This window comes from Paraburkholderia sp. A1RI-2L (genome assembly GCF_048957375.1).
GTDB lineage: Bacteria > Pseudomonadota > Gammaproteobacteria > Burkholderiales > Burkholderiaceae > Paraburkholderia.
The window spans coordinates 73,869-96,824 of the sequence record NZ_JARBTA010000002.1 but is presented as its reverse complement, the minus strand read 5'-3'; the positions used below and the strand labels follow the sequence as shown (position 1 = coordinate 96,824).

Sequence of the window (22,956 nt, the reverse complement as noted above, 5' to 3'; positions counted from 1 at the left end):
TTGCGCAAAGAGACCGCGATTTGAGCATCATTTCCGGGGGACGTGCCTGCGTATTGGGGTTACGCTGTTGATTCACCCGCGCTTCTGGCGCATCGACCGTCCGGCACTGCCGGCATCTTTTTTCCTCACGGGAGCCTCTCCCGAAGGGGAAGGCTCCTGTTCTTTCTGGAGCCGTCATGAAAAACACCGCTCACAGCCCGCGACGTTACGTGTCCGCTTCCTGGGCACGTGTCAGCAAAGCGTCCTGCCGCGGCCTTCCGGAGGACTTCGCGCGTCACTTGCGCGAAGTCGCACGTCCACTACAGATCGCCTATCAGCAACTGATGGCTGCCTTTGACGGTAAGCCGATTGGAGTTGAATGCCGGATGAAGGATCGCCAGTCATGGGCCTTCGTGCTCCCGGACGCGTCCGGCGAAAGGACGTGGCGGATACAGCAGTTCGATATTGATGGATTCGTTGGCCATCTCTGCTTCGACTCCGTTGAGGAGGCGGTCGAAGAGACGCTGCGAATGGGCTACAGCGTGACCGATCGCGGAGCGCTCGATCGCATCGCATCGACTGCCCGGTGGACGCGAGGTGTTCGCCGCTCGGCTGTCATGCAAAGGCATCAGGAAGGCCTCATCACCTATCGCCAGATGATCGAGGAGATGGCGGCGCTGACTGACTAACTTTCTTTTGGGTCTTCGCGCTTTTCTGTGGGTAAAAAATGCGGATTTTCATAGCCGAGGGAGCATGCAGGTGAGGATTTTCAGCCGCAGATACTCTTCGTCACGTAGTCCGTATGACCGTCGCTGGATGACTCGAATCTTGTTATTGAGCCCTTCAACGAAGCCCAGTGGTACCTTGTTCTCTGGCTTGCAGTAAGAAGCGATTCCATCCCAATGACTCTCGACCATCGTGGCGAATTTCTCATACGGGTCGATGCGCTGCCACTTCAGACTGGCTTTCCAGTTATCGAAGAAACGGCGGGCCCATCCTTCGCGCTCGTAGTCCCACAATTGCCCAAACGATTCCTTGAGCAGGTACGCAATGTTAAGGCGTTTGTTGGCGGCCAGCAGTGTCTTCAACGACTTGCGGCCCTCCATCGACAGGTTCTCACGGTGACTGAGCAGCACATACTTCTGGCCTTTGATATAGCGTCGTTGCTTGCCTTGCAGGCGCGCGTATTCGCTCTTGCGAACCTTATCCATGGCCTCGTGGAGTTGCTTCATGACGTGGAACTTGTCGTAAAGAATGTCGGCCTGTGGGACGCGCTCCTTTGCAACGTTGTAAGACGGTCTCCACATGTCCATGACGACCAGACGGATACCGCGAGTCTTCTTCTCGCCCAGCCAGTCATAAAACTGGCGCATGCTGGCATCCTTGCGGTCTTCGCCACCAAACCAGATCGCACGACCCCGTATCAGGTCGCTCACTACAATCCGGTACGAGCCTGCTGCTTTCCCCTTGCCGATCGAAATCTCATCGATACCGATGACCTTCGGCCCGGGCGAGCCAAACCGTTCCAGTTGAGCACGCATGTACTGCTTGTCCAGCTCCTTGACCTTGTGCCAATCCAGATTGAACTCGTCAGCCACATCCTTGAGCGTACTTTCCCGACAGCGACGGCCGACATACCACGCGAAGCGCTTCGTGAAGTGCGGGTTGTCAGCGAGAAAACTCAGTCGCTCGGGCTTCACAGTTCCATCACATCGACATCGGACCCGGAATACTTCGAGATCCAGATAGATTCTGCAACCTCCACTGGGCAAATCTCTCGCAAGAATTCGCTTGTGGTCGTAACCCGGACATGCGCGCGCACATCCCTTGCAGCGCTTTTTTTTGAGCGCCGAACAAGAGTAATGACGCGCGCAATGCGGTCGCCAAAGACGCCATGGAGCTCTTCGAGAGGACGGAATCCGTCGAAGCGGTATGCGTCGGACAGACGCTTGCGTTTGCGCGAAGTAGCCATCGCGAAATCATGCCAGATTTTTCGACGCCAGAAAATCCCGCAAACCCACGCCCAGCTTGGCTTTCAGACCATTGGTCGGTGAAATTTACCCACAGAAAAGCGCGAAGACCCTTTCTTTTATCAACCCATGCGGGGACGCTCCCCGGCTGGGAGCGCTCCGCGCACCGGAGCAACCATGTTTGACGAAATCATTCTGAAGATGGAAGCCGCGATCGCGGCGCTCATCGCCCTTGTCAGAGCGGGCCATCCGTTATGCGGCACCGTAAGCGGGAAGGACTCGACCTGCGCCACCATTCTCATGCTCGAGGCCGTGCGCCGTGTCGGCCTCGCCGGCGAAGCCCAACCGGCTCATTTCATCTCGACCGCCGACACAACGATCGAGAACAGCAGTCTCGCCCGCCATATCCAGACGATGCTCGAAGAGATTGACGACTTTGCCGACAGGCAGGCGTTGGCTGTGTCGACCCACGTCGCTACGCCATCGCTTGCGGCGCAATTCGTGGTATCGACCATCGGTCGCGGCACGCTGGTACGGACCCCGCAAAACGGCGTGCGAAACGGCAAGCGCACCCGCGCATGCGCGACAGACTGGAAGTTGATCCCACAGGGGCGTTTGCGAGCGGCGCTCGAACGCGATGCGGCCGCGCGTGGCGATCGCGAGATCGTGACGGTGCTGGGAAACCGGCTGGTCGAGAGCGCTTCGCGCGGTGCTGCGATGCGTGAGCGCGGTGAAAGCGCGACGACAGCCGTGCGTGACACGCGCGGCGCGCTCGCCGTGTCCCAGCTTCGTGACTGGAGCGCCGACGACGTGTGGACGATGCTTACGCTGTTTTCCGAGGAAGCGAAGCGGCCTTTCCCGTGTCCATTCTCGCAACGGACGATCTAGCGCCTGTCCGATCTTTACCGTGCGGCCAACGATGGAATGTGCGGGGTGGTACTCGGCGAGGACGGCCAGCGTGCGGCCTGCGGGTCCAGGTTCGGCTGCGTCTTCTGTTGCGTCGCTGGCGAGCGCGACCGGTCGCTCGAATCGATGGTGCGTGAGCCTGAGCATGAATACATGTCGGGTCTTAACGACTTCCGTAACTACCTGCTTGCAACGCAATGAGATCTCGGCAGGCGTGAGCTGGTCGGCCGGTCGTTGAGCGAGAACGGCTACATCCGGGTGCAGCCCGACGTTCTCTCGTTTCAGGAGAGGATGAGCCTTCTGAGGTACCTGCTCACACTCGACGCGCTTGAAGTGGAGCGCGCCGAGCAACACGATGCGGACCTCGCGAGTGGTCGCATCCCCGATACACCGGCAAACCGCGACCTGTGCGACGTGCAGTTCGAAATGATCACGCCGGCTCAACTGGTGGCGATCGACTTCATGCTGTCGATGCATCACTACGCGCCGCACGTGTTTCCGGCCATATCAGCGTGGTTCGAAGTGCATCGCCTCGGGCGCCGCTACCGTGTTCCACAGGTCGAGGCGTTTCCGAAAGTACCAATCCCGCTGCACGGCTGGTACCGCGTTGGCCGCTTCGATGCTGAGGCGCCGACCGATGGGCTTCGCGACTACGTGGCTGAGCAATGGAACCCGTATCGGTACCCGGAGCGGGTGTCGGCCTATGCGCAGACCACCGGTGGAGAGCGCACTGTCTACTTCGAGGAGACGGACCAGCTCGACGTCGACGCTTCAAGGGCATGCGAGTTCGTAACCTGCTCTTTCGACCACGCGTGGTATGCCCGCGTTCAGGGCCATGCTGCGATCGAATCGGCGCGTTTCTGGCTTAACGAAACGATTCTCACACTGCCTGCCGGTGCGTCGCAGCGCTATCAGGAGATGGCACGGCGCGGCCAGTACTTCGCGCGCCTTGCCGAGCGTTTGAACCTGACGCCCGCTGAACTCGATGGCCACCTGGTCGAGAACGCGATCAGCGATGCACAGATGCGCGGCATCGAAGGCAACCAGATGCACGTTGGCCGCGTAAGCGGCCTTCTTCTTTTCACCCATGCGGGGCGGCCCGCATGGGCTGCTCCGCGCTTGCAATGGAGCACTCGTATGCCGATTGAAACGCAGCACGGCCGCATGCCGATGTGGCAGCTGAACGCGCACGTCGATGACGGTCTTTTAATACGTGGGGGCATACCTCACAGTGGCGGGAAACTGGCATTTCATGCCTTTGAGAGAGGCTTCGAGGGGATGGTGTCCGCGTCTGCTTTCTGGAACCCGAAGACGGGACGGTTTCGCATTCCTCAGGCTAGCGATCTGACGGAGATCGACTTCGCGCTGGACAGTGCGGGTTTTACCGCGATGAAGCTGTTCCAGTCGAAGGGCAGACAGCCGGGGATTGCAGGCATCTATCCCTGGACGATGGAACAGTTCGTTGAACTGGCCTCGTTCTCCGGGGCGGCGTGGGTCTCGCAGCCCGATCTGTGCTGCGAGCCCGAGCTAGCGGTGGACCAGCAGGCGATCGACTACAGGGTGAATGCGACGGCAACGCTGCTTGAGGGCATGCTGCGAGTCGTGTATGCATGGCAGGACGAGCTCGCCCGAACCTCGAGTGCGAATGCGGTGCAGAACATGGTCCGGATTCCCGTACCCGTGGCGCAGGGCTGGGCGGTGGACGATTACCGTCGAAGTATCGACCTGATGATGCAGGTGTGGGAGCGCTGGATGCCGTGGATCGCTCCGCCGGCGCTGATCGGTCTGGGCTCCGTCTGTCGGCGACACCTGACAGATCAACGTCACGGCCTGTTCGCAATTCTCGAAGGCCTCGAGGGGCATCTCCCGCCTGGCGCGAAAATTCACTGCTTCGGCGTGAAGGGGCAGGCGCTGGAACGCCTCAAAATGTACGAGTGGGTGGCCAGCGTCGACTCAATGGCCGCCGATTTCGCTGCGCGAGTGAAGGCGCGTCAGGCCGGAGTGTCGAATACGGTCGCGCACCGTGCGGCCGAAGTGGATCGGTGGATGGCCGCTGCGTCGTGTCGGGTACAACCGGCGCGTGGAGACCAGTTTCGCCTCGCCTTCAAACCTTGAAACCAGCCCACGCGTTCTTCGGAACCGTGGGCGTTTTTTTTGGCCGGCTCTGGCTGAACCTTCAGTCGGCGCGTTTGACACCGACTTGTCCGCGCCGACTCGGGGCGGGCAGGCGCACGTCGGCAAGCTGTTCGCTATCGGTATTCCATTCAACGGCCGGGATACGGTTTGCTTCGCGCAGCGCCTGCTTTTCCAGCTTGCGTCGTTCGTAGCTCGCGAGTCCGTTCATGCCGTAGACCTCAATGTGCGTCGTGGGCCTGGTGTCCAGCAGGTAGAAGTCCGGCAGCATCACGTCGCCTTCTGCCATACTCATGGGCTTTCCAAAGATGCGGCGCTCAGCGACAAGCCGGTTGGCCATCGCGACTTCGTGCATCGAATCGCATGGCAGAAAAGCAGAGGAGCACAGCATCGCGGCAAGGTCGACCGCGCGCAGATGTCCTTTCGGTGTGCGCTCAACGAGAAGGAGCGCCACGACACGGGCGTTCGCCTCGCCGATCGCGCGCCAGGCGTGTCCATACTTTTTCGCGGCCTCCTCGATGAGCGCCGTGGTCGTGAAGTAGCGTTGACTGCGCTGGCGAAGCGAGATCGATTTGCCGTACGGCGTGTCCGCCACTTCTCCGATCTCGCCGACGATCAGCGCGCGCCGCGACACAGCGCCGTCGTCGGTGATCCGGCCGACGAACGCCTCGAACTCGGAATTGATCGCATCGCGCTCCGTTTCCTCGTAACGGCGCATCACGTGCAACACATCCTGAGCGGCCACGCCGTTGATACGCGTGTCTTCGCCGAGCCCTCGGAGCAGCATGGCTTGCACCGCGCTCCATCCGCGGGTCTGGGGCGAGCCGTCCCAGGCGTTCAGCCGCCCGTTGGCCCATAGCGCCTGCAGAAAGGCAAGCAGCGGGGCCGCGCGCCGGGAAGTGCCCGACGAGCCTGCGGTGGCACGCGGGCGAGAGCGGCGGGATGCCGCCTCGCGTTGAATGAGTGACGCGTCCAGACGCACGTTGAGCCCGTTGGGGCCTTCGAGAATCGCCGCGCGGCTGTCGGAGCTGCGGCCAGTGCCGTCGCCCGGCGTCTTTCGGAATTCGCACCCTTCGGCATGCATAGGACCGTCATCGGGCCAACCGGCGAGGAAATATAGAGAGCCGTACCTGCGAATCACCAGCTTACGCGGCTCGTCGGTTGGGCACAGGCAGCGCGCATATCCGGTGGTGACTCTCGTGCGCTCGAGGCGTTGCGCGAAGCGGGCGGGATACTCCTCCAGGTCGGACAGGGCAAACCTGCTGCCATCGAAGGATACGTTGATCATGGACGAATCTCCTTGGTCACGTTGGGGTCGTGGCGGATCAGCTGCTGCGGTTCAGGCCAGAACCTGAACGTCATCTGCGCGGCCACGCCAGAACGTGCCGTCTTCGGTGTCGAGAACGGTCACCATGCCGCGATCCAGTTCGTGTTCGATGACGACGCCGGGTCGGATTCCGGCGGGGAGTGTGGGATAGAGAACACGTCGCAGGCGGAGCGACGAGGTGCCGTCATGTTGTGCGGCCGCGAAGTCCATGGCCACATGATGAGGCAGCCACCGCGGAGTCAACGGGCGAAAGAGGCGGGATTTGGCGGTCTTTCCGCGAGGCTTTGGAAAGACCGAAAAGCTCCACAAAAAGTGCAGCTTTCCGGGAAAAGACGTGCAGGCGCCTGCACGAGGGAGGTGAGGCGGCGCGGTGAGCCTCACGCAGCCAGCGCGCGGCGCAGGGACACCTCGCCCGCCGCCGGTGTGCCGACGATCAGACACACACGGCGGTGTAGGTCGGCACGAAACGCCCCCGATACAGAAACCGGAGCGCCAAAGGTCAAGCGCGCGCACGTTAGCAGCATGAAGAGCATCGCATAGATGCTGGCGACGGCGGCTGCGACCGCGTGCAGTTCCGCCGCGAGCGCGTCGACGGGAACGGAATGCGCGCTGCTCGCGGCGATGAACGCCAGGATCGCGTGCGCGAAAGCATCCGGACACACAAGACATTGCCATGCGAGCCAGATCCCCAGCAGAGCGGCGGTGATGGTTAGCGCGAGGACAGCGTGACGCCAGATCGCAGCGATGGCGGTCGAGAACTGCGTCACGTAATTACGTGCGTCATTGGCGACGACGAGCTTCATATTGGCGAAGACCGGCTCCGGGACCTCGCCGACCTCGACGCCGTTCACCGAGATTTTTACTACGGCCTGGTCGTCGGCGTCGGCGAGTTCCTTGCGAAGCCGTCCGATCCGTACCCGTCGGATGGCTTCGAGTGCAAGTGCGGCGGCGAATGCAACGCCGGCAATCCTGACGACGTTCGGCTCCCGGGCTACAGCCGCGACAAACAACCAGAAGAAGGGGAAGGCGAGCGCCGAAACAGCGGCAATGAACGTGAGCGAGCCCGCCCACGCCCGGGGTTTTGCAAGATCCAGCATGAGTATCTCCAGTGAGCGTGGGCAGCATTGCCCGCGCGCGTCAATTGTCGGGCGCGCGACGTGACGGGATTGGCCCAAAAGCCCGCAGATTCGGGCTTCATAGGGGGGCCGCCGACTTGTTCCGCACGACGTTCTGCACAGTGTTGCCAACAGAATCTGTGGATAACGCGGCGGCACATCAGGCGAAAGCTGGTGCAGTTTTGCGTGCTTTGCGGACGTCGGCTCGCGTGGTTCGCGCTTACCATGGCGTCATCACCTGCGTCATCGACGCATCGACCTGTACCGGCTTTGCCGGCTTTCCTTTCTATCCCTGTGGGGCATCGCGCCCGCAGGGGCCATGCCCTTCTTACATTTGGAGTGGGCATGAGCAAGAAGAGCGCACAGCGCAAGCATGATCTGACGGCGGACGCACACCAGCGCAATCTCGTCGCCCTGTTCAATAAATTCTCGTACGGACACCACATCAATACGGTGTTTCGCGATTTTGTTGAAATGGCGGCGCTTGCGATCAGCAACAGCGTGGATCGCGCGCAGTGCGACACGCGCGAGAAGCGCTATCTGGAGATCGTCGGGAAATACAAGCCTGAAGAGGTCGCGCGCTTCCCGAGGATGCTGGGCGAGCTCACTTTGTCCTTCGAAAAGCGCGTCGAGGTGTTGGTCGCGGCACGCTCTGTTGGTGCGCTCGGCGGTGGATTGACCGACGTGCTCGGCGAGACATACATGATGCTCGACCTGGGTAACGACCGCAGCGGGCAGTTTTTCACGCCGTACCATGTCTCGCATCTTATGGCCTCGATGCTGATTGGAGCTACGATCGACTCGGCACGCTCACGCGGCTTCGAACGTGTTCACGAACCCGCGTGCGGGGCCGGGGGCATGGTCATCGCTACGGCAGAGGCGTTCCACGACGCGGGCCTCAACTACCAGCAGGCGATGCACGCAACGTGTATCGACATCGACCCCTGCTGCGTTCATATGGCCTATCTGCAACTCTCGTTGCTGCACATTCCGGCCATCGTCGTACACGGCAACGCGCTTTCGATGGAGGTGTGGGGGCACTGGTTCACGCCGGCGCACGTGCTCGGCGGCTGGAGCCATCGTCTGCGTGCCCGCGGCTCGGAGGATGCCATGCGCGAATTGCTCGGCAGCGAAACCGAACCGGCATGTGACGATGCCGTACCGGTTTTCGCTGCGGTTGCTGCGCCATGCGAGTCGCCCGCGCATCTACCGGCTCTGCCTGTCGCGGTCGAAGACGGCGATGTCGCGGTGCTCGACCAACCCGAGGTGGACACGGCTGGCCTTGCGGACCTGTTCGATGAAGCGGTGGCGGGGCAGCCGCGTGCACAACCGTTCCTTGAACTGATCGACCAGATGACCTTGTTCTGAACGACGGCCCGGATACCACTCCGGGCTTTTTTTAAAAGCCAGCCGGTATCGGAGATCTTTCCGCGGCCTCGAAGCGCCATTGCGCGGTATCGTCTCCTCTACCACCCGCGCTTCAAGCGCATCGACCGGCCCTATATCTGGGCGCATTTCCTTCCTCTTCACCCTTCGGGAGCCCAACTCCCGACAGGGGGCGGTGCTCCCTCATTCCTTTGGGAGTCACCTCATGTTTTCGAATGAATCTCTGACGTGTAGCGGGGCCAGCCAGCAAACGGTCAATGAGCCACAGCCGTTCACCAGCGCGAAACTGCCTATCGATCGCGAGAGCATCCGCTCCCGGCGGCTGCTCGACATGATCGAGCAGGTCGAAGCCCTCAACGCACCGGGCAGCCGAACAGTCTTCGAGATGCTGCTCGACGCCGGCGCGGATTCGGATCGCCTGCAATATCGCGATCCGAAGGATGACGGCCATGCGGTGTTCTCTGCAGCGCTGCAATTCCGCGTCGCTAAAGCGAAGCTCAAGGGCTTTGTTGTGCTCGAGGACGATCCGGAAAATCGCTGCTATTGCCTGCTCGTGCAACTGGAGGGCTCTATCGGCTTCGAAGTCGTCCCGAGGCGAGTCACTATCAAGTCGCTCGCGGCAGATCTGTACAAGCTCGTCGATGACGGCGAGCGTCGTTGGAGTGACATCGCCTTCAATGTCACGCCGGTGATCATCGCGGAAACCGAATAGCGTCCTTCCGCGGTCTGATGGGCGGCACTCGTGTTTTGCCCTCTTTAGCGTATCCCCGAGAATTAGATGCAGAAGCGTTGAGCGCCCTGCGCATAAGCCTGACCAGATGATGAACAACGGCCCGGATTCGCTCCGGGCCATTTTTTCTTTAAAAGCCACCCCGTATCGGCGATCTTTTCGGCATCTCGATCCGCCACCGCGCGGTATCGTCTGTTTACCTACCGCGCTTCATGCGCATCGACCCCAGCCCTCGCGGCCATTCTTTTTTCTTTCACCCATCGGGAATCCTCTTCCCGTTGGGGAACGGGTTCCCCTTCTGGAGACCCGCAATGCAACAGCAACCTACCCTCCGGCTCGGCGATATCAAGCTCGGCCGCAATCCCCGCAAATATTTCGACCCCGCAAAGATGGCGGAGATGGTCGAGTCCGTGCGTGTGCAGGGCGTCATGCAGCCAGTGATCGTGCGTCCGCTCGACGATGGCTCTCACGAGCTTGTCGCCGGTGGCCGCCGTTATCGCGCGGCGATGGAAGCACACGGCGAGGACTATCCGATGCCGGTCGTCGTCAAACCGCTGAGCGAATCCGAAGCGCGCGCTGTCGCGCTCGTCGAGAACATTCAACGCGACGGCCTGGCGCCGTCCGAGGAGGCCATCGACGCGGCGGAACTCGTCGGCCTGTGCAAGGGCGACCGGGACGAGGCGGCGCTCCAGCTAGGCTGGAGCCGTCAGGTGCTCGACTCGCGTCTCGCGCTCATGAACTGCAGCGCTGCGGTGCTGGATGCGCTCAACACGCGCACCATCAAGCTCGGCCACGCTGAACTTTTCGCAGCCTTCACGAAGGGGCAGCAGGACAAGCTCCTGCCGGTTGTCGTGAAAGAGAACCGCACGGTCGCGGATCTGAAGAAGACGCTCGAACAGGTCTCGTGCTCATTGCCCGCTGCGATCTTCGACAAGACCGATTGCGCGGGGTGTCAGCACAATTCGGCCGCCCAGGCCGAGATGTTCGGCGAGTCGATCGGCACGGGCAGCTGTACGAACCGCGCCTGCTACAACGAGAAAACGGAAAAGCAGCTCGAAGCGACGGCCGCAGGCCTGCGCGACGAGTACCAGACCGTTCGCATCGTGCGTCCCGGCGACAACCACACGCGCATCCAGCTCGTGGCGGATGGTCCCAAGGGTGTCGGCGCCGAACAGTTGAAAGCCTGCTACGCGTGCCAGAACTTCGGCGCGGCGGTAAGCGGCCTGCCCGACTCGATGGGCAATATCTACAAGGGCCAGTGCTTCGACACCGTCTGCAACATGAAGAAGGTGGCCGCGCGCATCAAAAGCGAGAAAGGTCCTGACACGGCTGCGGCGAAAGCTGCAGCGGCGACGGGCTCATCGAAGGCTGCAAGCGCGCCGAAGGGCGACAAGGCCGCTGCATCGACGCCCGAGGCCACGGTCGTGGCTGAGTCCGATCGCGTCAAGACGTACCGCGTCGCGCTCTGGCGCAAGGCGTTGCGTCGTGAGGTCAGCAGCGACGTTGCGCTCGCGCGCCAGTACCTGATCGCGGTCGTTGCGACCGGTCAGGCACGCAGCATCGCGGCCGAACCGGTCAACACGATCTGGGAGCGCCTCATCGACGACAAGCCCGCCGTCGGCGACTTCTCGAAGGCCGCCTCGGCGGCAGCAGAGCTGGAGTCCGACGTACAGGTGAAGCTGCTGGTCGCGCTCGCGATGTCCGCGATCCAGGGCGTCGACGTCCCGTATCTCATGCAGATGTGCCGCCATCACAAGCTCGATCTCGCGAAGCACTGGAAACTCGACAAGGAGTTTCTGGAGCTGATCACGAAGTCCGAGATGAAGGTGGTGGCCGACGAACTGGGGCTGCGTGCCACCATGGGCGACGACTTCAAAAAGGTCTTCGCGAAATCGAAGGCCGAAGTCATCGACGCCCTGCTGTCGGTCGAGGGATTCGACTACACGGGCAAGGTGCTCAAGGTTCTGAAGTTCTGATGCAGACCGCGGCGAACGCCGCGGTTCCTTTCTTCTTCTCACGCCGCCTTCGCGCGGCGTTTTTTCTTTTTCGTGAGGTTTTACATGTTCCAGCAACTCGAAGCGTTCGTGCGCGAGACCGGCAAGGTCACGCTCACACTCAAGATGGCCGGTGACCAGATGGCCGTGGTCGTGATGCCCGGCGGCGACTCGAAAGAGGCGGCGCTGCGTCAGCCGCTGGTGCTGACGGCCAGCCCGGCTGCACTCGATGAAGGCTTTGCCGATGCATTGCGCACGTTCGAAGGCGCGCACCGCTCCCTCGCGGAGCAGGTGAGCGCCACGGCGGAAATCCTGCAGGCGGCCGAGAAATCGCAGGCGGGCAAGGCGCAGAAGGCGTTGTCGAAGGGCTCGAAGCCGGCGCTCTCCGCGCCCGCATCGTCGCCCGACGACGCCGATGAAGGTGGCGAAAGCGATGACGGAGAGTCGACGGGCGAGGGGAGTGGCAAACCGCAACCTGCGAACGTTGCCTCGAAGTCGGCGCCGGCGGCATCCGATGCTGGCCAGACCGACCTCCTGAGTCTTCTGTGAGGAGCGCGCCATGACCATCGCAATTGCAACGCTCACCCGCGAGTTCACCTACAACGGCATGCGTCTGCCCGATCCCGGCCCGGCGTTCACGCCGGATCAGGTGCGCGATCTCTACTCGGCGCAATACCCGGAGCTGACGACCGCAACGGTCGACGGTCCCGAGTACGCCGGTGAAGTGGCGTCCTTCCGGTTCGTACGCGCGGCGGGTGCAAAGGGCGCCCATGCGTAAGAAAACCCTGCTCAAGGCCCTCGCCGATCCGGCGAGCGGCTTCCACTCCCAGGAACCGCCCGAAAGGGCGGTTTTTTTATATGACGACGAGGTTCGCCAATGCTGTTCGATCCTTCATTCGCTGATCGAACGGTCGATGCAACAGCCGGCGGGGCATGGCAACCGCCACGCGCTGCCGCTGCCCGACATCGATCTTCCGATTGTGTTCTGACGCTGCCGCAGTTCAGTCCCGATGTGCCGCGCGAGGCCACCATCCGGTGGCGCGCTGACGTGGAGCTGGAGGGAACCGTGCTCGAGCAGTTCCGGCACGGGCCCCTGCGCGCCTCTGACGTCGACGATCCGGCCAGTCCGGTCGATGCGTTTCAGCAGGCGTTCTATGCATGGGTGCAGCGGCAGATCCGTCAGCCGCTTCGCTTCATCTCGTTGGGCCTCGACCTGTGCGACACGAACGCCGTGATGGACATCATCCAGCACCAGTACGAGCACGATGACTTCAAGGCAACGGGCCCGCTGCATCTGGGCGTGAAGCTGGAGAACGAGTGGGTCCATGAGGTCGGTGCACTGGCCCAGCCGTTACGGCAAGCGCATCCGCTGCTTTTGAACACGCTCTTCAATCTTGTCGATCGCGTCTCGGGCAAGACCGTGCTCATCCGCACGCCTGGCTGGTTCCTCTGCGAGGCGGCCTGCCGTCACTGGGAGGGCGACGAAAGCGCGACCGATAAGGACGTCAGCCAATGGATGATGGACTTCTACGGTGACGACAAGGAGACGGTGGAGCGGTACCTGCCTTCCGTCCTTCGCCCGCAGTTGTGCCCCGACGAAATCCGGATTCCGGCAAGGGTGCCGGGGCGCCGCGCACGCTCCCAGGTGCTGTCAGAGAACGAGCTGCGCGGTCTGCAGACCGGGTCCACGCCGCTTGTGACACGGGTCTGCGTGGAGCTTGCGGCGCTGCACCGGCTCCTTCGGCGTGCGGGAAACCGTCCGCTGCTCGACGACGGCTATGACGCGCGGCCGATGTATTCGGGCTGCACGTTCGTGCTGGAGAACAACGAGCGGATCAGCGAGACGCTCGACGACTTTATGAACGGTGAGTACCAGGGTGGTGAAGCCTCCGAGTACAGCCGCTTCCTCACATTTTCCAACCAGAAGCAGGGCATCCGCGCGCAGTACGCGCAGTGGGGCCTTGCCCTTCAGATGCTTGGCCACCTCGATCGCCTGCTGGCGCTTGTGGTGAGCCCTTAACCAGGAGGTTCTTCCATGAAAGGTGTTCATATCGGCCAGACCGGGCATGACGTAGCCCTGTCTTCGGCCCTGTTGCTGTATTCGGCACGGGATGGTTCGTGTTACGCGACGGTGCATGCAGTCGCAGCGGAGCGTCAAACCGGGCGACCGGTGATCGGTGCGGGACGGCCGTTAAGCCGCCGCGCTCTCATCGATGCATTGGTGCAACTCGATCGCAACGCAGCGCCGCGCGCCGAGTTCCTGCCGGGCAGTGTGCTGGGCGTGACGTCGGCCGCGGTGACCTGGTGGACTCCACCTGCGCGTCGACGTGTGTTCTTCCAGTGCAGAAAGGTGGGCGAGCGCACCGCGGTCGTGCCGCATCCGGGCCTCGTGTTTCAGGCTGGCGCGGGCGGTTTCCGCGTCTTTGCGGTGAAGGGCGACGCGCGTCCCGAGGCGGGCACGGCACTCTTTGAGCCGCCGTACTTCAACACCTGGGACCACGGCCAGATCTGCATCGGGTCGGCCAAAGTGCCACGGCGCATTGAAGTTTCTGCCATCGACGGCTGGGAAGAGGGCTTCTTCACCTCCGCCTTCACGCACCCGAATCCCGGTGGCAAACGCGTTGAGTACAAGGACGGGTTTCACTCGTTCTGGACCGACATGCTGGGCGGGAAGTTCGAGGCCTTTCCGCTCGAAGTGCTCGTCCCCATGAAGGATGCGACGGTCGGCAAGCTGGTCGCAGGTCAGATCGGAGGGGCCAAATGAATCCCGTCGATAACGTCCTGCAGGGCTCGTTCCCGTCGGTCATGGTGCCCACGCGCGAACCGGTGGCGCCGATGTCCGGTCCCGGCGAGCGCCTGCTCATCGCGTCGAACGGCGTGTTTCTTGAGATCGACCGCCCGTGGATCCGGCTGGTCCGGCGCCTTGGCTCATTCGACTGGCATACGCCGGTACCGTATGGCCAGGCGCAGGAACTGACGGAGCTGCGCTGCGGCGCGATTCCCGCCGCGCTCGTTGTGGAGTTCGCCCGCCTCGCGCGGGCGGCACTGCCCAACGAGGTGGGAGCGTGGATCGTGTGGGACGCGGTGACGGGGCGCTTTCGCATGGAGCGCCTCGCATCGCTCTCGCACGGTCCGGGCCATCTGCACTACGAGCGTCCGCAATTGCGCGAGGCCGAGTGGCTTGTCGTTGACTGCCATTCGCACGGCCACGGGAGGGCGTATTTCTCGTCGACCGATGATCGTGATGACCTGCACGACGTGAAGCTCGCGCTCGTGCTGGGCAACTGCGATCGCACGCCGTCGATTGCCTTGCGTCTGTGTGCGAAAGGCCGCTTCGAGGTTCAGGCGGGCGCTCCGGCGCGCTGGCTGTCGGCACTGGCCGGGGAGGTCGTATGAGTACCCCGATTCTGCATGCTACCCCCGAGCACATGACGCGGGGCGCCTGGAAAGTCGTCGTGGTCGGAGCGGGCGGGACCGGCAGCGCATTGTTGCCGTCGCTCGCGCGCCTGCATCACGCGATGGTGGAGCTTGGTCACCCCGGTGGTATCGAGTGCACGGTCTACGACGATGACACGGTGAGCGAGTTCAACGTCGGCAGGCAGGGGTTCTATCCGAACGATGTCGGCCAGTTCAAGGCGACGCTGCTCGTGAACCGGCTGAACCTGCTGATGGGCACGGACTGGATTGCCGAGCCGCGACGCGTCGATTCGCAGATCAACCTGCATGCCGATCTCGTGATTGGCTGCGTCGATTCGCGACGCGCGCGCCACGCCATCGTGCAGGCCGCAAAACGGGGCAAGTGTCGCTACTACCTCGATTGCGGCAACGAGACGGACCGTGGCCAGGTCATTCTCGGTGAATTCGGCAAGCCCCGGCACGACCGGTTGCCCCACGTGGGCGACCTGTTCCCGGACCTGCTGAATCCGAAGAACGACAAGGGCGACGATACGCCTTCGTGCTCGCTGGCGGACGCGCTGCGCAAGCAGTCGCTCGTCATCAATCAGGCGATTTCGGTGCAGGCGTTCAACCTGCTCTGGTCGCTGTTTCGAAATGGTGGTCTGTCGTATTCGGCTGTGTTCGTGAATCTCGCAACGGGACGCACGAATCCGGTTCCGATCGACCCCGCTGCATGGGCGCGCTTCGGTTACGAAGCGCCGTCTGCAAAGAAGCCTCCACGCCGCCGAAAGGCGACACGCAAGGGCTGACCTCATCGAGTCACCGGCCATCAGGCCAGCGCAACGCTATACGCGTGCGTGTGACTCATTTCTCCACTGCAAGGACTTCGCCTCTCACTGGGAGGGGCGGTCCTTGCGCATACCTCAAAAGGACGTTCGTGATGTTGAAAAAACTGTTTGACCGAGATACGAAGCTGGCAGCGCGCACGCTCGTGTTCATGCTGTACGGCGTCGTGCCGATGTTCGTCTTTGGCTGGCTGCTCGCCACCATCGCACGCCATCCCGAAGCCGTCGCTGCTCTGCAGGACGAATACGCGTATCGCTACACGATGTACTGGCTCGGCGGCGAGAAGTGGCTGCCGCTGCTCCTCGGTGCGACGGCGTTCGGTTCGCTCTTCTGCGGCGCTGAATACATCGCCCGTGTGGCGTTCCGGTACGCAGAGCCGACGTTCATGCCCGTGCTGCGCACGAAGGTGCAGGAGTGGACCCTCAAGCCGTTCGTGAGTGCGCTCGCGTTCGTCGATGGCCTGCTCATTGATAACGTCCGCGCATGTGTCGTCGTTTTCGCATTCGGCGTGGTGCTGGCCTTCTGGTCGCTGCACCTGCTGAAGGTGAGCGAATCGCGAGGGCCGACCCGGTGATGCGGTATCGGCTGCTCTCTTGACCCAAGCGCCGCCCTTTCAAACGGGCGGCGCTTTTTTTCGTCCGTTGTACCTCTGTGTGCGCGGCGAGCGTCACCAGTGCCGCAGCGACGGTACGAACAGAACGAATATTCCGGCGGCCGCGAGCGACGGCCCGAACGCGAGGCGCGGGAGCGTGCGCGCCCGGGTCGATGCAGCATGCAACAGTCCGGTGAGGACCGCGAGCGCGGCGGCGATGAACAGGATGGCCGGCAGCGCCTGCCAGCCCAGCCACGCACCCAGCGCGGCAACGAGCTTGAAGTCGCCGTGGCCGATGCCTTCCGAACGGCTCGCGGCCGCGACGCCCCACGATAGGGTGCGAAGCCCGAGGTAGCCCGTCACTGCGCCGATGACGGCATCGTTTAGCGGCGTGACGATGGCGCCAAGATTGAGCAAGAGACCGAGCCAGAGCAGCGGAATCGTGATCTGGTCGGGCAGCAGATGGTGGCGGCGATCGATGTCCGCTGCGACAAGCAACGGGAGGCACAGCAGGCAGGCGGCAAGGGCGACCAGCGACAGCCCGGTCGTTGTGAGCGCCACGATCCCGACGCTCGCGCACGCTAGCGCACCGAGCACGCGCTCACGCCGCCGCACGGAACGTGTATGTGTGTCCTCGCCGAGCGAACGCAGGACCGCGCTGGCGATCGCTGCAGAAAGATCCGGCATGATCGCACCGAGCGCACCTGCAACGCCGGTCAGATCGGCGAGCAGCCCGATACTGGCGATCGGCGGCGTGGACTGGATAAGGCTGGGCATGGTGGGTCGTCGAGAGTTGGTGCTGAGTCCAGGGCGATACAACGACGTCGCGGTACAGCGAACATCGTGCGCGAGGTGAGGGCGGCCCCGCGAGACGAAAGCCAGGTGGTTTTCGCGATCATTCCGGTCGGCGCAGCGACCGCCGACCCGTAGACTGTCCCTATTCCCCGCGCTTTTGGCGCATCGACCTGACCACAGCGGCTTGCCGTTGTGCCTTCTGCTTGTCTCACCGGCCGGTCGACTGTCCTGCCTCCATCTTTTGAATCCCCCTGGGAGCCCACTCCCGGAAGGGATGCGGCTCCCCTTTTTCCTTTCAGGAGCCGCACCATGCTGAACGTTTCCGCTCAACCCGCTTTCAAGGTTTCGGAACTGAATGGTTTTTCTGAGAAGCAACGTGTCATGGCACAGGACGTTCAGTCCAGTCCGCCCCAGCTTCACCCCGCTACGATTGTCTCGGTCTGGAGCGATCGCACCGCCACGGTAATCTGGGACTATGACCTGCCGTTTGATGCCGAACGCCGTCTCGTCTCGAGCGGCCACGTCGAGCTTCACAACTTGAATCGCTTGTCCTGAGCACAGCCATACGCAGACCGGTTTGTCCGGTCTGCGCCTTTCGCTTCATCCATGTCTTCCCGACAGGGCAAACGCCCCTGACGGGACGGTTGCCCGCAATTTCGCGAGGCAACCATGATCCGTACTCTCTTCTCCATCCTTCTCCTCTCCACGCTCGCCGCCTGCGCGAACATGACTGACTTCGGCTCGCCCGACGTCTACCAGCGTTCCGACGTTCAACGAACAGGTAGCCTGGAGGAAGTCACGGTAGTTCGCGTGCGCAACATCACGATCCAGACGCCGGGCGATGGCACGGGACTGGTCAGCCTCATCACGGCGGGCGCGAGTGCGTTTCTCGGTTCGCAGGTGATCGGCAATGGCAACGGCCGCTACATCGCAGGTGCGATCTCAGGCGCAGGTGCAGGCGTCATCGCACAACGCGTAGGCGCTGCGCTCTCACGCACCGCTGGCCTCGAAATCGTGGTCCGCAAGGCCAACGGTTCGATGCTCGTGGTCACGCAGCCTGACGACCAGCACTTCAAGCCGGGCGACCAGGTTCTGCTAGTCACCAGCAGCTCTGGCGCGCGCGTCACGCACTGAGGCGCTTTTTTTCATTCGCCGGCGACATGCCGGCCTTCCTCTCCAGCACGGCGAGGCGTTTCCCTTTCCGGGACGCCTCGCCATTTTTTTGTTTCGAGGTTTCCATGAATCACATTACGAAAGTACTCCATGCCGACCGCCGCAGTGCGGGCGCGGCACGCGAGACTGAAATCACACGCCGCGCGCGGGGTTTCCTGCGCCGCGTGGCAGGCGACCTGCGTCTGCGCACGGGCGAACACGACATCACCGAGCATCCGGCCGCACAGGGTCAGGGTTGCCGCGTGAGGCTCAACACCGGGCGCCTCATCGTTGAGGTGGCGGACGCACCGGCGCGCAACAGTGTCGCCGTTTCGTTCCGCACCCGCCGCGGCCGCGCCGACCTTTCGGGCGGTGGCGATAACGCGGTGAGTCTCGAGCAGATATCGTCGCGCGAGGGCTATGAGGCGATGCTCGGCTCGCTGCGCCTTGCCAACGGGCTCGATCACGAACGCCGTTAGGAGGGCCTCCGATGCAGATCATCGAGATAGAAATCGAATACGCGGGCGGCCTGACGATCGTCGACCAGGCTACGTGGAATCAAGAGACTGGCGACGTGCTTGTTTCGGAGCGTCTCAAGCAGATTGTGCGCGCGCTCGATACGACGGAAGCGCGACCTTCCATCAAGGCGACGTTTCACGGGCAGAAGATCGATATTGAGCCCACTTTGCGCGGCGACTTCCGGATTCCCGCCGGGCAAGCGGTCAGGCCGCCTGCGAAAGGCTTCGTCGCGCGGCTTCGACAGTTCATTCGTCAGCCAACCAAGGACCAGCGACAGCAGGCCGGACGCTACCTCCACACGCTCTCTGCGGGCGCGACGATCGGCGCAACCGGTTTCTGGCACTCGACGACGACTTGGGGGTGGCAGAATGTCCTCGCCGAGCTCAATTTGTGTGTTGCCGCTGTGGTACTCTTTTATGCAGGTATCGTGTCGATGAACGGAGACTAACTATGGGTTGGAGTTTCTTCGCACTGGCGGTCGCAATCGCGTTCAGCGCGTTGGGTCTCGTCATGGACCACAATGGCCGCAAGGCCGACCGCGAACGCCGCGGGCATTCGCACTGAACAATTCACTGTAGCGCCGGCTGAACGCCGGCAAATCCCATCAAGGGCTGCACCTAACGGTGTGGCCCTTTTTATTTGCAGGATCGCAAACATGCAATCAACGCTTGAACTCGATCTGCCGGTCGCACTCGCGGCCGCGCCGTTCGATACGCTCGGCAAAACGGTCGCAGAGGTGGCCCGCGAAATCGGCCGACACCTGTGCAAGACCGAACTTGAACCGGAGTGGGTCGCCATTTCCAACTTCGTCGGCGACGCGAAGACCAACGTCTACGGCCTGCGTGAAACTGCGCCATGGCCACAGACAGACGGTCCACGGGAACGCCTTTGCCTCTCCGTCGAGCGTGGCCGGTCCGAAGGCTGGATTGTCCCATCGAGCACGTCCGGTTTCACGAGAAGGGCGACGGCAATGGCCACTGGGGCAGCGTGCCGCTCATCCGGATCAAGACGCTGAACCGCACGCTCGCCTGGTCGGTCGCTGCGGTCGTGTCGCGCCTGCTCGATATCGATTGACCTTCAACTTTTCCGTTTTTTTCTTCCCTTGCGGGGCATCGCCCCGGATGGGTGATGCTTCGCCTCATAGGAGCTTCATCCATGTACACGCTTTGCATTCCCGACGCAGTCCTTTCGACCAGCACGCTCGCCGGTCTCTTCAATCTGTTCCGCGACGAGCGCGTGCGGGCAACCGACACGGCCCTCATCGAGCTTCGCGGTGCGCCGGCCGACGTGAGCGTCATCCGCTACAACGGCGAACTGGCGCTTCGTCAGTCCGGCAGCGCGGAGTCGATCGTCACCACCATGCTCGAGGAGGTGCGCAGCGGCGGATTCCTCGATGACGAAGGCGCGCAGCGCGAGTCGTGGCAGATCCGCGCAGCGGACTGGGACGGCCTGTTCGAGTTCGTGGACGTGTGCCGTAAGCCGCAGCTGCTGCTCTCGACCAACCAGGTCGAGGCGGCCACTTCGCAAGCGCGCGAGCGCGGTCGCCGGTTCGAGCTTTGCGAACTCTGCATCGAGACCATGACGCGCCTTTTCAGCTTCGGCTACTGCGGTCCCGCGATTCCCGGAACCCGCGACGTCAACAGCCGCCACGAAGTGCAGGTCGCCTATGCACTGCTCGCGAACCTGCCGGTGCCCGAGGCGGTGCTCGATGACTACCGGCAAAACGCCGGAGCATTCCGCTACGGCCCGTACTGGGCGCAAACGCTCATCCGCGTGCCGGAATTGCGCGGCGCCATGCCTGGTGCCAAGCTGGAACCGGTCGTCTCCGTGATGAAGCACAACGGCAAGACGATCGACGCACAGAATGCCGACATCCTGACCATGGTCGCGCGGCTGCTGCCCGACCGCCCGAGCCACCCCGAGGTCGAGGACGTGCTGCATGCCAACGGCCTCATCGACGATCTGCCGCTGCCTGCCACGTTCGACCAGCCGGTCGATGTGGGCGAACCGGTCTCGCCACTCGCGAAGCGCGTGCGCGAGCTCGTTGCCGACACCGTGCGCAAGCGTGCGATCGACTACGCCGACAGGGCGCTGGCCGCGGGCAACATCAGCCGGCGCTTGCACCGGCATCGCTGCAACATCGCGCGGCTTGAGCACGGGCGCCATACCTTCGCGTACGGCAACCGTCTCTCTCGCGCGCTGGACGAACGCAATGTCGGCTTGCTGCTCGACGTGCTGGACACCTCGGACGAGCATAACCGTTCGAGCAAGATGGCGTTCCACGAGGTCCTCGGCGTGAAGGTTCTCGGACTGCGTTCCGCCGCCCGTCGCCGCGCCGTGTTTCACCTTTGCGGCTTCAACGAAGATGAGCAGGCGCAGTGGGAGCGCGACGCGGCGCAGGCGAAGGCCGAACGCGATGCCGAGCGCGACCTGAAGGAAGCCCGCGATGTAGCGGCCCGCGCCCGCTACATCGGACCGGGCCAAGGCGAGCTGACTGGCGTCGAGCACATCGATCGCGCGATCAGCGAGGGCTATTGCACGATCCAGAGCTTCCGGCACGGTGCGACGCTGCGCTACGCGCTCGTGCGCGGCAACGAAAGCGCCGCTCGTCGCCTGAGCGCGAAGGACGGCACGCTCGCGTATGCGCGCGCCGTGCTGGACCGGCGCGCTGCGTGAGCCGGTATCCCAACTTCTGCAACCCGCCGACGCCCTGTGCGTCGGCTTTTTTTTTGGGTGCGCCGAGCATGCGCAACAGCTTGGGGGTGTGAGTCCCCTGTCCAACCTGATGGTGGTGAAGGACTAGCGAAACGCAAGGGCGTCGCCGTGAGGCGGGGTCTGAAGGAAGCGTGTAGCAAAGCCATGACCCGACGAACAGAAACCAGATGCGAGGCCTACCCGGGCGGACGAGCGAGCCAATGATCGCGAAGTCCATAGCCATCAAGGCCCGGGGTGGTAAATCTGGCGGGTGTGTGGCGAAGGCGGTTGCACTTACCTTCGGGAGGCCTGCCCGGTGTCCTGGATTCAGGACTGAGCGGTTCGTAAGGGCCGCTGACCACCGTGCAGGAGTCAGCAGCGGGCATATTAGGGCGGCGACGCCTGAAGGCCCAAACGGAGAGGAGCGGCGAGTAAGCCGGAGAACTCGACATGGGAGCGCAGCAGAAAACGCATCGCGTCCTTGGCGCCGGAGGTAGGGGTGAAGCCCCGAAGGCCGACGTCCGAGGGGCTGAACCTATGGCGGCGAACCCCGAGTCTGAAAGCCCGTCGGCTTGTGACCGACTGATGGAAGAAATATGTGAACGGGAGAACCTCAAGCAGGCGTTGAGGCGTGTGAAAGCGAACAAGGGTGCACCGGGTGTGGACGGCATGACGGTTCAGGCATTACCGGCGTACCTGCGTGAGCACTGGCCGGCGATTCGAGTCACGCTGCTGAACGGCACGTACAGGCCGCAACCTGTGAGGCGGGTCGAAATACCCAAGCCGGATGGAGGGGGCGTGCGCAAGCTCGGCATTCCCTCTGCGCTCGACAGGCTCGTCCAGCAGGCGGTACTGCAGGTGCTGCAAAGGCAGTGGGACCCGACGTTCTCGGATTCCAGTTATGGCTTCCGTCCGGGACGCTCGGCACATCAGGCCGTGGAGCGCGCGCAGGGCTACATTCAGGCGGGATACCGCTGGGTGGTAGACCTCGACCTCGAAAAGTTCTTCGATCGCGTGAACCACGACATCCTGATGAGCCGGGTGGCAAAGCGGGTCAGTGACAGGCGCGTCCTGAAACTGATTCGCTCCTTTCTGACGGCAGGGGTGATGGAAAACGGGCTGGTTGGCGCAACGGACGAAGGGACGCCGCAGGGTTGTCCGCTATCGCCGTTGTTAGACGACGTTGACAGCATGAACGTCCGTCTGGCTGCTGCGCTCGATGATCCTGACGCACTGCACCGGGAAATCGAAGCTGTTGTGGGTGGTGCTTTCGATTGATTCTCGCCGGCCCCTTACGGGGTCGGCGTCCCTTCTTTTCCAGACCGCGACGCGAGAGTGTTTCAGCAAGCAGGCTTGCTCAAACGCTTTCGACCGCGCAATAGCGCATCGAAAAACGCCCGCCTCGTGCGGCCATCCATTCCT

Annotated in this window: 27 protein-coding genes; 21 read left to right on the top strand and 6 right to left on the bottom strand. The window is 62.8% G+C overall.

Annotated features, from left to right (window positions below):
* The first annotated feature begins 176 nt into the window (after positions 1-176).
* Complete coding sequence (locus PWP93_RS15290) at positions 177-668, top strand: hypothetical protein (RefSeq protein ID WP_421028922.1); 492 nt, start codon at positions 177-179, stop codon at positions 666-668.
* Positions 669-716: 48 nt separating this feature from the next.
* On the opposite strand, the gene PWP93_RS15285 is transcribed toward PWP93_RS15290, so the two are convergent.
* Complete coding sequence (locus PWP93_RS15285; RefSeq protein WP_421029109.1) at positions 717-1,766, bottom strand: ISL3 family transposase; 1,050 nt, start codon at positions 1,764-1,766, stop codon at positions 717-719.
* A complete protein-coding gene (locus tag PWP93_RS15280) occupies positions 1,676-1,951 on the bottom strand; it encodes a hypothetical protein (RefSeq protein WP_421028923.1) in 276 nt (91 codons plus the stop codon). Before PWP93_RS15280 ends, PWP93_RS15285 begins: the two co-directional genes overlap by 91 nt.
* A 175-nt stretch (positions 1,952-2,126) precedes the next feature.
* Here PWP93_RS15280 and PWP93_RS15275 point away from each other — a divergent pair, with 175 nt between their 5' ends.
* Entirely contained in the window at positions 2,127-2,837 is a 711-nt protein-coding gene (locus tag PWP93_RS15275; protein WP_421028924.1) for a hypothetical protein, read from the top strand.
* 252 nt (positions 2,838-3,089) lie between these two features.
* On the top strand, positions 3,090-4,970 hold the full coding sequence (locus PWP93_RS15270) for a DUF7221 family queuine tRNA-ribosyltransferase-like protein (RefSeq protein WP_421028925.1): 1,881 nt from the start codon (positions 3,090-3,092) through the stop codon (positions 4,968-4,970).
* A gap of 61 nt (positions 4,971-5,031) precedes the next feature.
* Here the strand turns inward: PWP93_RS15270 and PWP93_RS15265 are convergent, their stop codons facing one another.
* From PWP93_RS15265 to PWP93_RS15255, 3 genes are all read right to left on the bottom strand, one after another.
* Positions 5,032-6,276 (bottom strand): DUF1173 family protein, encoded by a 1,245-nt coding sequence (locus PWP93_RS15265; RefSeq protein ID WP_421028926.1) that lies wholly within the window; start codon positions 6,274-6,276, stop codon positions 5,032-5,034.
* Between the two features lie 51 nt (positions 6,277-6,327).
* Positions 6,328-6,525: a hypothetical protein gene (locus PWP93_RS15260; RefSeq protein WP_421028927.1), complete on the bottom strand. Its 198-nt coding sequence runs from the start codon at positions 6,523-6,525 to the stop codon at positions 6,328-6,330.
* Positions 6,526-6,692: 167 nt separating this feature from the next.
* Positions 6,693-7,412 carry a hypothetical protein gene (locus PWP93_RS15255; protein WP_421028928.1) on the bottom strand — a complete coding sequence of 240 codons (720 nt, stop codon included), beginning with the start codon at positions 7,410-7,412 and terminating at the stop codon, positions 6,693-6,695.
* 363 nt (positions 7,413-7,775) lie between these two features.
* On the opposite strand from PWP93_RS15255, the gene PWP93_RS15250 reads away from it, so the two are divergent.
* The 11 genes from PWP93_RS15250 to PWP93_RS15200 all read left to right on the top strand — a co-directional run bounded on the left by PWP93_RS15250 (position 7,776) and on the right by PWP93_RS15200 (position 16,356).
* Positions 7,776-8,798 (top strand): N-6 DNA methylase, encoded by a 1,023-nt coding sequence (locus tag PWP93_RS15250; protein WP_421028929.1) that lies wholly within the window; start codon positions 7,776-7,778, stop codon positions 8,796-8,798.
* Positions 8,799-9,021: 223 nt separating this feature from the next.
* Complete coding sequence (locus PWP93_RS15245) at positions 9,022-9,528, top strand: hypothetical protein (protein WP_421028930.1); 507 nt, start codon at positions 9,022-9,024, stop codon at positions 9,526-9,528.
* A 329-nt stretch (positions 9,529-9,857) separates the two neighbouring features.
* Positions 9,858-11,522: a PRTRC system ParB family protein gene (locus PWP93_RS15240; protein WP_421028931.1), complete on the top strand. Its 1,665-nt coding sequence runs from the start codon at positions 9,858-9,860 to the stop codon at positions 11,520-11,522.
* A gap of 84 nt (positions 11,523-11,606) precedes the next feature.
* A complete protein-coding gene (locus PWP93_RS15235; RefSeq protein WP_421028932.1) occupies positions 11,607-12,089 on the top strand; it encodes a PRTRC system protein E in 483 nt (160 codons plus the stop codon).
* 10 nt (positions 12,090-12,099) lie between these two features.
* The gene (locus tag PWP93_RS15230; RefSeq protein WP_421028933.1) at positions 12,100-12,318 is read left to right on the top strand and encodes a PRTRC system protein C; all 219 of its coding nucleotides are present in this window, start codon (positions 12,100-12,102) and stop codon (positions 12,316-12,318) included.
* The gene (locus tag PWP93_RS15225) at positions 12,311-12,529 is read left to right on the top strand and encodes a hypothetical protein (RefSeq protein WP_421028934.1); all 219 of its coding nucleotides are present in this window, start codon (positions 12,311-12,313) and stop codon (positions 12,527-12,529) included. The genes PWP93_RS15230 and PWP93_RS15225 overlap by 8 nt, the downstream gene beginning before the upstream one ends.
* 23 nt (positions 12,530-12,552) lie before the next feature.
* Positions 12,553-13,560 (top strand): PRTRC system protein F, encoded by a 1,008-nt coding sequence (locus tag PWP93_RS15220; protein WP_421028935.1) that lies wholly within the window; start codon positions 12,553-12,555, stop codon positions 13,558-13,560.
* 15 nt (positions 13,561-13,575) lie between these two features.
* On the top strand, positions 13,576-14,304 hold the full coding sequence (locus tag PWP93_RS15215; RefSeq protein ID WP_421028936.1) for a PRTRC system protein B: 729 nt from the start codon (positions 13,576-13,578) through the stop codon (positions 14,302-14,304).
* Positions 14,301-14,936, top strand: a complete 636-nt coding sequence (locus PWP93_RS15210) for a PRTRC system protein A (RefSeq protein ID WP_421028937.1) — start codon at positions 14,301-14,303, stop codon at positions 14,934-14,936. Before PWP93_RS15215 ends, PWP93_RS15210 begins: the two co-directional genes overlap by 4 nt.
* Positions 14,933-15,745 carry a PRTRC system ThiF family protein gene (locus PWP93_RS15205; RefSeq protein WP_421028938.1) on the top strand — a complete coding sequence of 271 codons (813 nt, stop codon included), beginning with the start codon at positions 14,933-14,935 and terminating at the stop codon, positions 15,743-15,745. The genes PWP93_RS15210 and PWP93_RS15205 overlap by 4 nt, the downstream gene beginning before the upstream one ends.
* 131 nt (positions 15,746-15,876) lie before the next feature.
* On the top strand, positions 15,877-16,356 hold the full coding sequence (locus PWP93_RS15200) for a hypothetical protein (RefSeq protein WP_421028939.1): 480 nt from the start codon (positions 15,877-15,879) through the stop codon (positions 16,354-16,356).
* Between the two features lie 93 nt (positions 16,357-16,449).
* On the opposite strand, the gene PWP93_RS15195 is transcribed toward PWP93_RS15200, so the two are convergent.
* Positions 16,450-17,151 (bottom strand): prepilin peptidase, encoded by a 702-nt coding sequence (locus PWP93_RS15195; RefSeq protein WP_421028940.1) that lies wholly within the window; start codon positions 17,149-17,151, stop codon positions 16,450-16,452.
* 327 nt (positions 17,152-17,478) lie between these two features.
* Between PWP93_RS15195 and PWP93_RS15190 the strand changes: the two genes are divergently transcribed.
* The 7 genes from PWP93_RS15190 (at position 17,479) to PWP93_RS15160 (ending at position 22,812) form a co-directional block, all read left to right on the top strand.
* On the top strand, positions 17,479-17,724 hold the full coding sequence (locus PWP93_RS15190) for a hypothetical protein (RefSeq protein WP_028231614.1): 246 nt from the start codon (positions 17,479-17,481) through the stop codon (positions 17,722-17,724).
* 114 nt (positions 17,725-17,838) lie between these two features.
* Complete coding sequence (locus PWP93_RS15185) at positions 17,839-18,303, top strand: hypothetical protein (protein ID WP_421028941.1); 465 nt, start codon at positions 17,839-17,841, stop codon at positions 18,301-18,303.
* A 104-nt stretch (positions 18,304-18,407) separates the two neighbouring features.
* On the top strand, positions 18,408-18,800 hold the full coding sequence (locus PWP93_RS15180) for a hypothetical protein (RefSeq protein ID WP_028214818.1): 393 nt from the start codon (positions 18,408-18,410) through the stop codon (positions 18,798-18,800).
* 11 nt (positions 18,801-18,811) lie between these two features.
* A complete protein-coding gene (locus tag PWP93_RS15175) occupies positions 18,812-19,288 on the top strand; it encodes a hypothetical protein (protein WP_421028942.1) in 477 nt (158 codons plus the stop codon).
* 440 nt (positions 19,289-19,728) lie between these two features.
* Positions 19,729-19,914 carry a hypothetical protein gene (locus PWP93_RS15170; RefSeq protein ID WP_421028943.1) on the top strand — a complete coding sequence of 62 codons (186 nt, stop codon included), beginning with the start codon at positions 19,729-19,731 and terminating at the stop codon, positions 19,912-19,914.
* Positions 19,915-19,995: 81 nt separating this feature from the next.
* Complete coding sequence (locus PWP93_RS15165; protein ID WP_421028944.1) at positions 19,996-21,516, top strand: hypothetical protein; 1,521 nt, start codon at positions 19,996-19,998, stop codon at positions 21,514-21,516.
* 555 nt (positions 21,517-22,071) lie between these two features.
* Positions 22,072-22,812, top strand: a complete 741-nt coding sequence (locus PWP93_RS15160) for a reverse transcriptase domain-containing protein (protein ID WP_421045105.1) — start codon at positions 22,072-22,074, stop codon at positions 22,810-22,812.
* The last annotated feature ends 144 nt before the right edge of the window (positions 22,813-22,956 follow it).

Coding starts and splice junctions, on each gene's coding strand:
- PWP93_RS15290 (WP_421028922.1), top strand. CDS start 177: ATGAAAAACACCGCTCACAGCCCGCGACGTTACGTGTCCGCTTCCTGG.
- PWP93_RS15280 (WP_421028923.1), bottom strand. CDS start 1,951: ATGGCTACTTCGCGCAAACGCAAGCGTCTGTCCGACGCATACCGCTTC.
- PWP93_RS15275 (WP_421028924.1), top strand. CDS start 2,127: ATGTTTGACGAAATCATTCTGAAGATGGAAGCCGCGATCGCGGCGCTC.
- PWP93_RS15265 (WP_421028926.1), bottom strand. CDS start 6,276: ATGATCAACGTATCCTTCGATGGCAGCAGGTTTGCCCTGTCCGACCTG.
- PWP93_RS15260 (WP_421028927.1), bottom strand. CDS start 6,525: ATGGACTTCGCGGCCGCACAACATGACGGCACCTCGTCGCTCCGCCTG.
- PWP93_RS15255 (WP_421028928.1), bottom strand. CDS start 7,412: ATGCTGGATCTTGCAAAACCCCGGGCGTGGGCGGGCTCGCTCACGTTC.
- PWP93_RS15250 (WP_421028929.1), top strand. CDS start 7,776: ATGAGCAAGAAGAGCGCACAGCGCAAGCATGATCTGACGGCGGACGCA.
- PWP93_RS15245 (WP_421028930.1), top strand. CDS start 9,022: ATGTTTTCGAATGAATCTCTGACGTGTAGCGGGGCCAGCCAGCAAACG.
- PWP93_RS15240 (WP_421028931.1), top strand. CDS start 9,858: ATGCAACAGCAACCTACCCTCCGGCTCGGCGATATCAAGCTCGGCCGC.
- PWP93_RS15235 (WP_421028932.1), top strand. CDS start 11,607: ATGTTCCAGCAACTCGAAGCGTTCGTGCGCGAGACCGGCAAGGTCACG.
- PWP93_RS15230 (WP_421028933.1), top strand. CDS start 12,100: ATGACCATCGCAATTGCAACGCTCACCCGCGAGTTCACCTACAACGGC.
- PWP93_RS15225 (WP_421028934.1), top strand. CDS start 12,311: ATGCGTAAGAAAACCCTGCTCAAGGCCCTCGCCGATCCGGCGAGCGGC.
- PWP93_RS15215 (WP_421028936.1), top strand. CDS start 13,576: ATGAAAGGTGTTCATATCGGCCAGACCGGGCATGACGTAGCCCTGTCT.
- PWP93_RS15210 (WP_421028937.1), top strand. CDS start 14,301: ATGAATCCCGTCGATAACGTCCTGCAGGGCTCGTTCCCGTCGGTCATG.
- PWP93_RS15205 (WP_421028938.1), top strand. CDS start 14,933: ATGAGTACCCCGATTCTGCATGCTACCCCCGAGCACATGACGCGGGGC.
- PWP93_RS15200 (WP_421028939.1), top strand. CDS start 15,877: ATGTTGAAAAAACTGTTTGACCGAGATACGAAGCTGGCAGCGCGCACG.
- PWP93_RS15195 (WP_421028940.1), bottom strand. CDS start 17,151: ATGCCCAGCCTTATCCAGTCCACGCCGCCGATCGCCAGTATCGGGCTG.
- PWP93_RS15190 (WP_028231614.1), top strand. CDS start 17,479: ATGCTGAACGTTTCCGCTCAACCCGCTTTCAAGGTTTCGGAACTGAAT.
- PWP93_RS15185 (WP_421028941.1), top strand. CDS start 17,839: ATGATCCGTACTCTCTTCTCCATCCTTCTCCTCTCCACGCTCGCCGCC.
- PWP93_RS15180 (WP_028214818.1), top strand. CDS start 18,408: ATGAATCACATTACGAAAGTACTCCATGCCGACCGCCGCAGTGCGGGC.
- PWP93_RS15175 (WP_421028942.1), top strand. CDS start 18,812: ATGCAGATCATCGAGATAGAAATCGAATACGCGGGCGGCCTGACGATC.
- PWP93_RS15165 (WP_421028944.1), top strand. CDS start 19,996: ATGTACACGCTTTGCATTCCCGACGCAGTCCTTTCGACCAGCACGCTC.
- PWP93_RS15160 (WP_421045105.1), top strand. CDS start 22,072: ATGGCGGCGAACCCCGAGTCTGAAAGCCCGTCGGCTTGTGACCGACTG.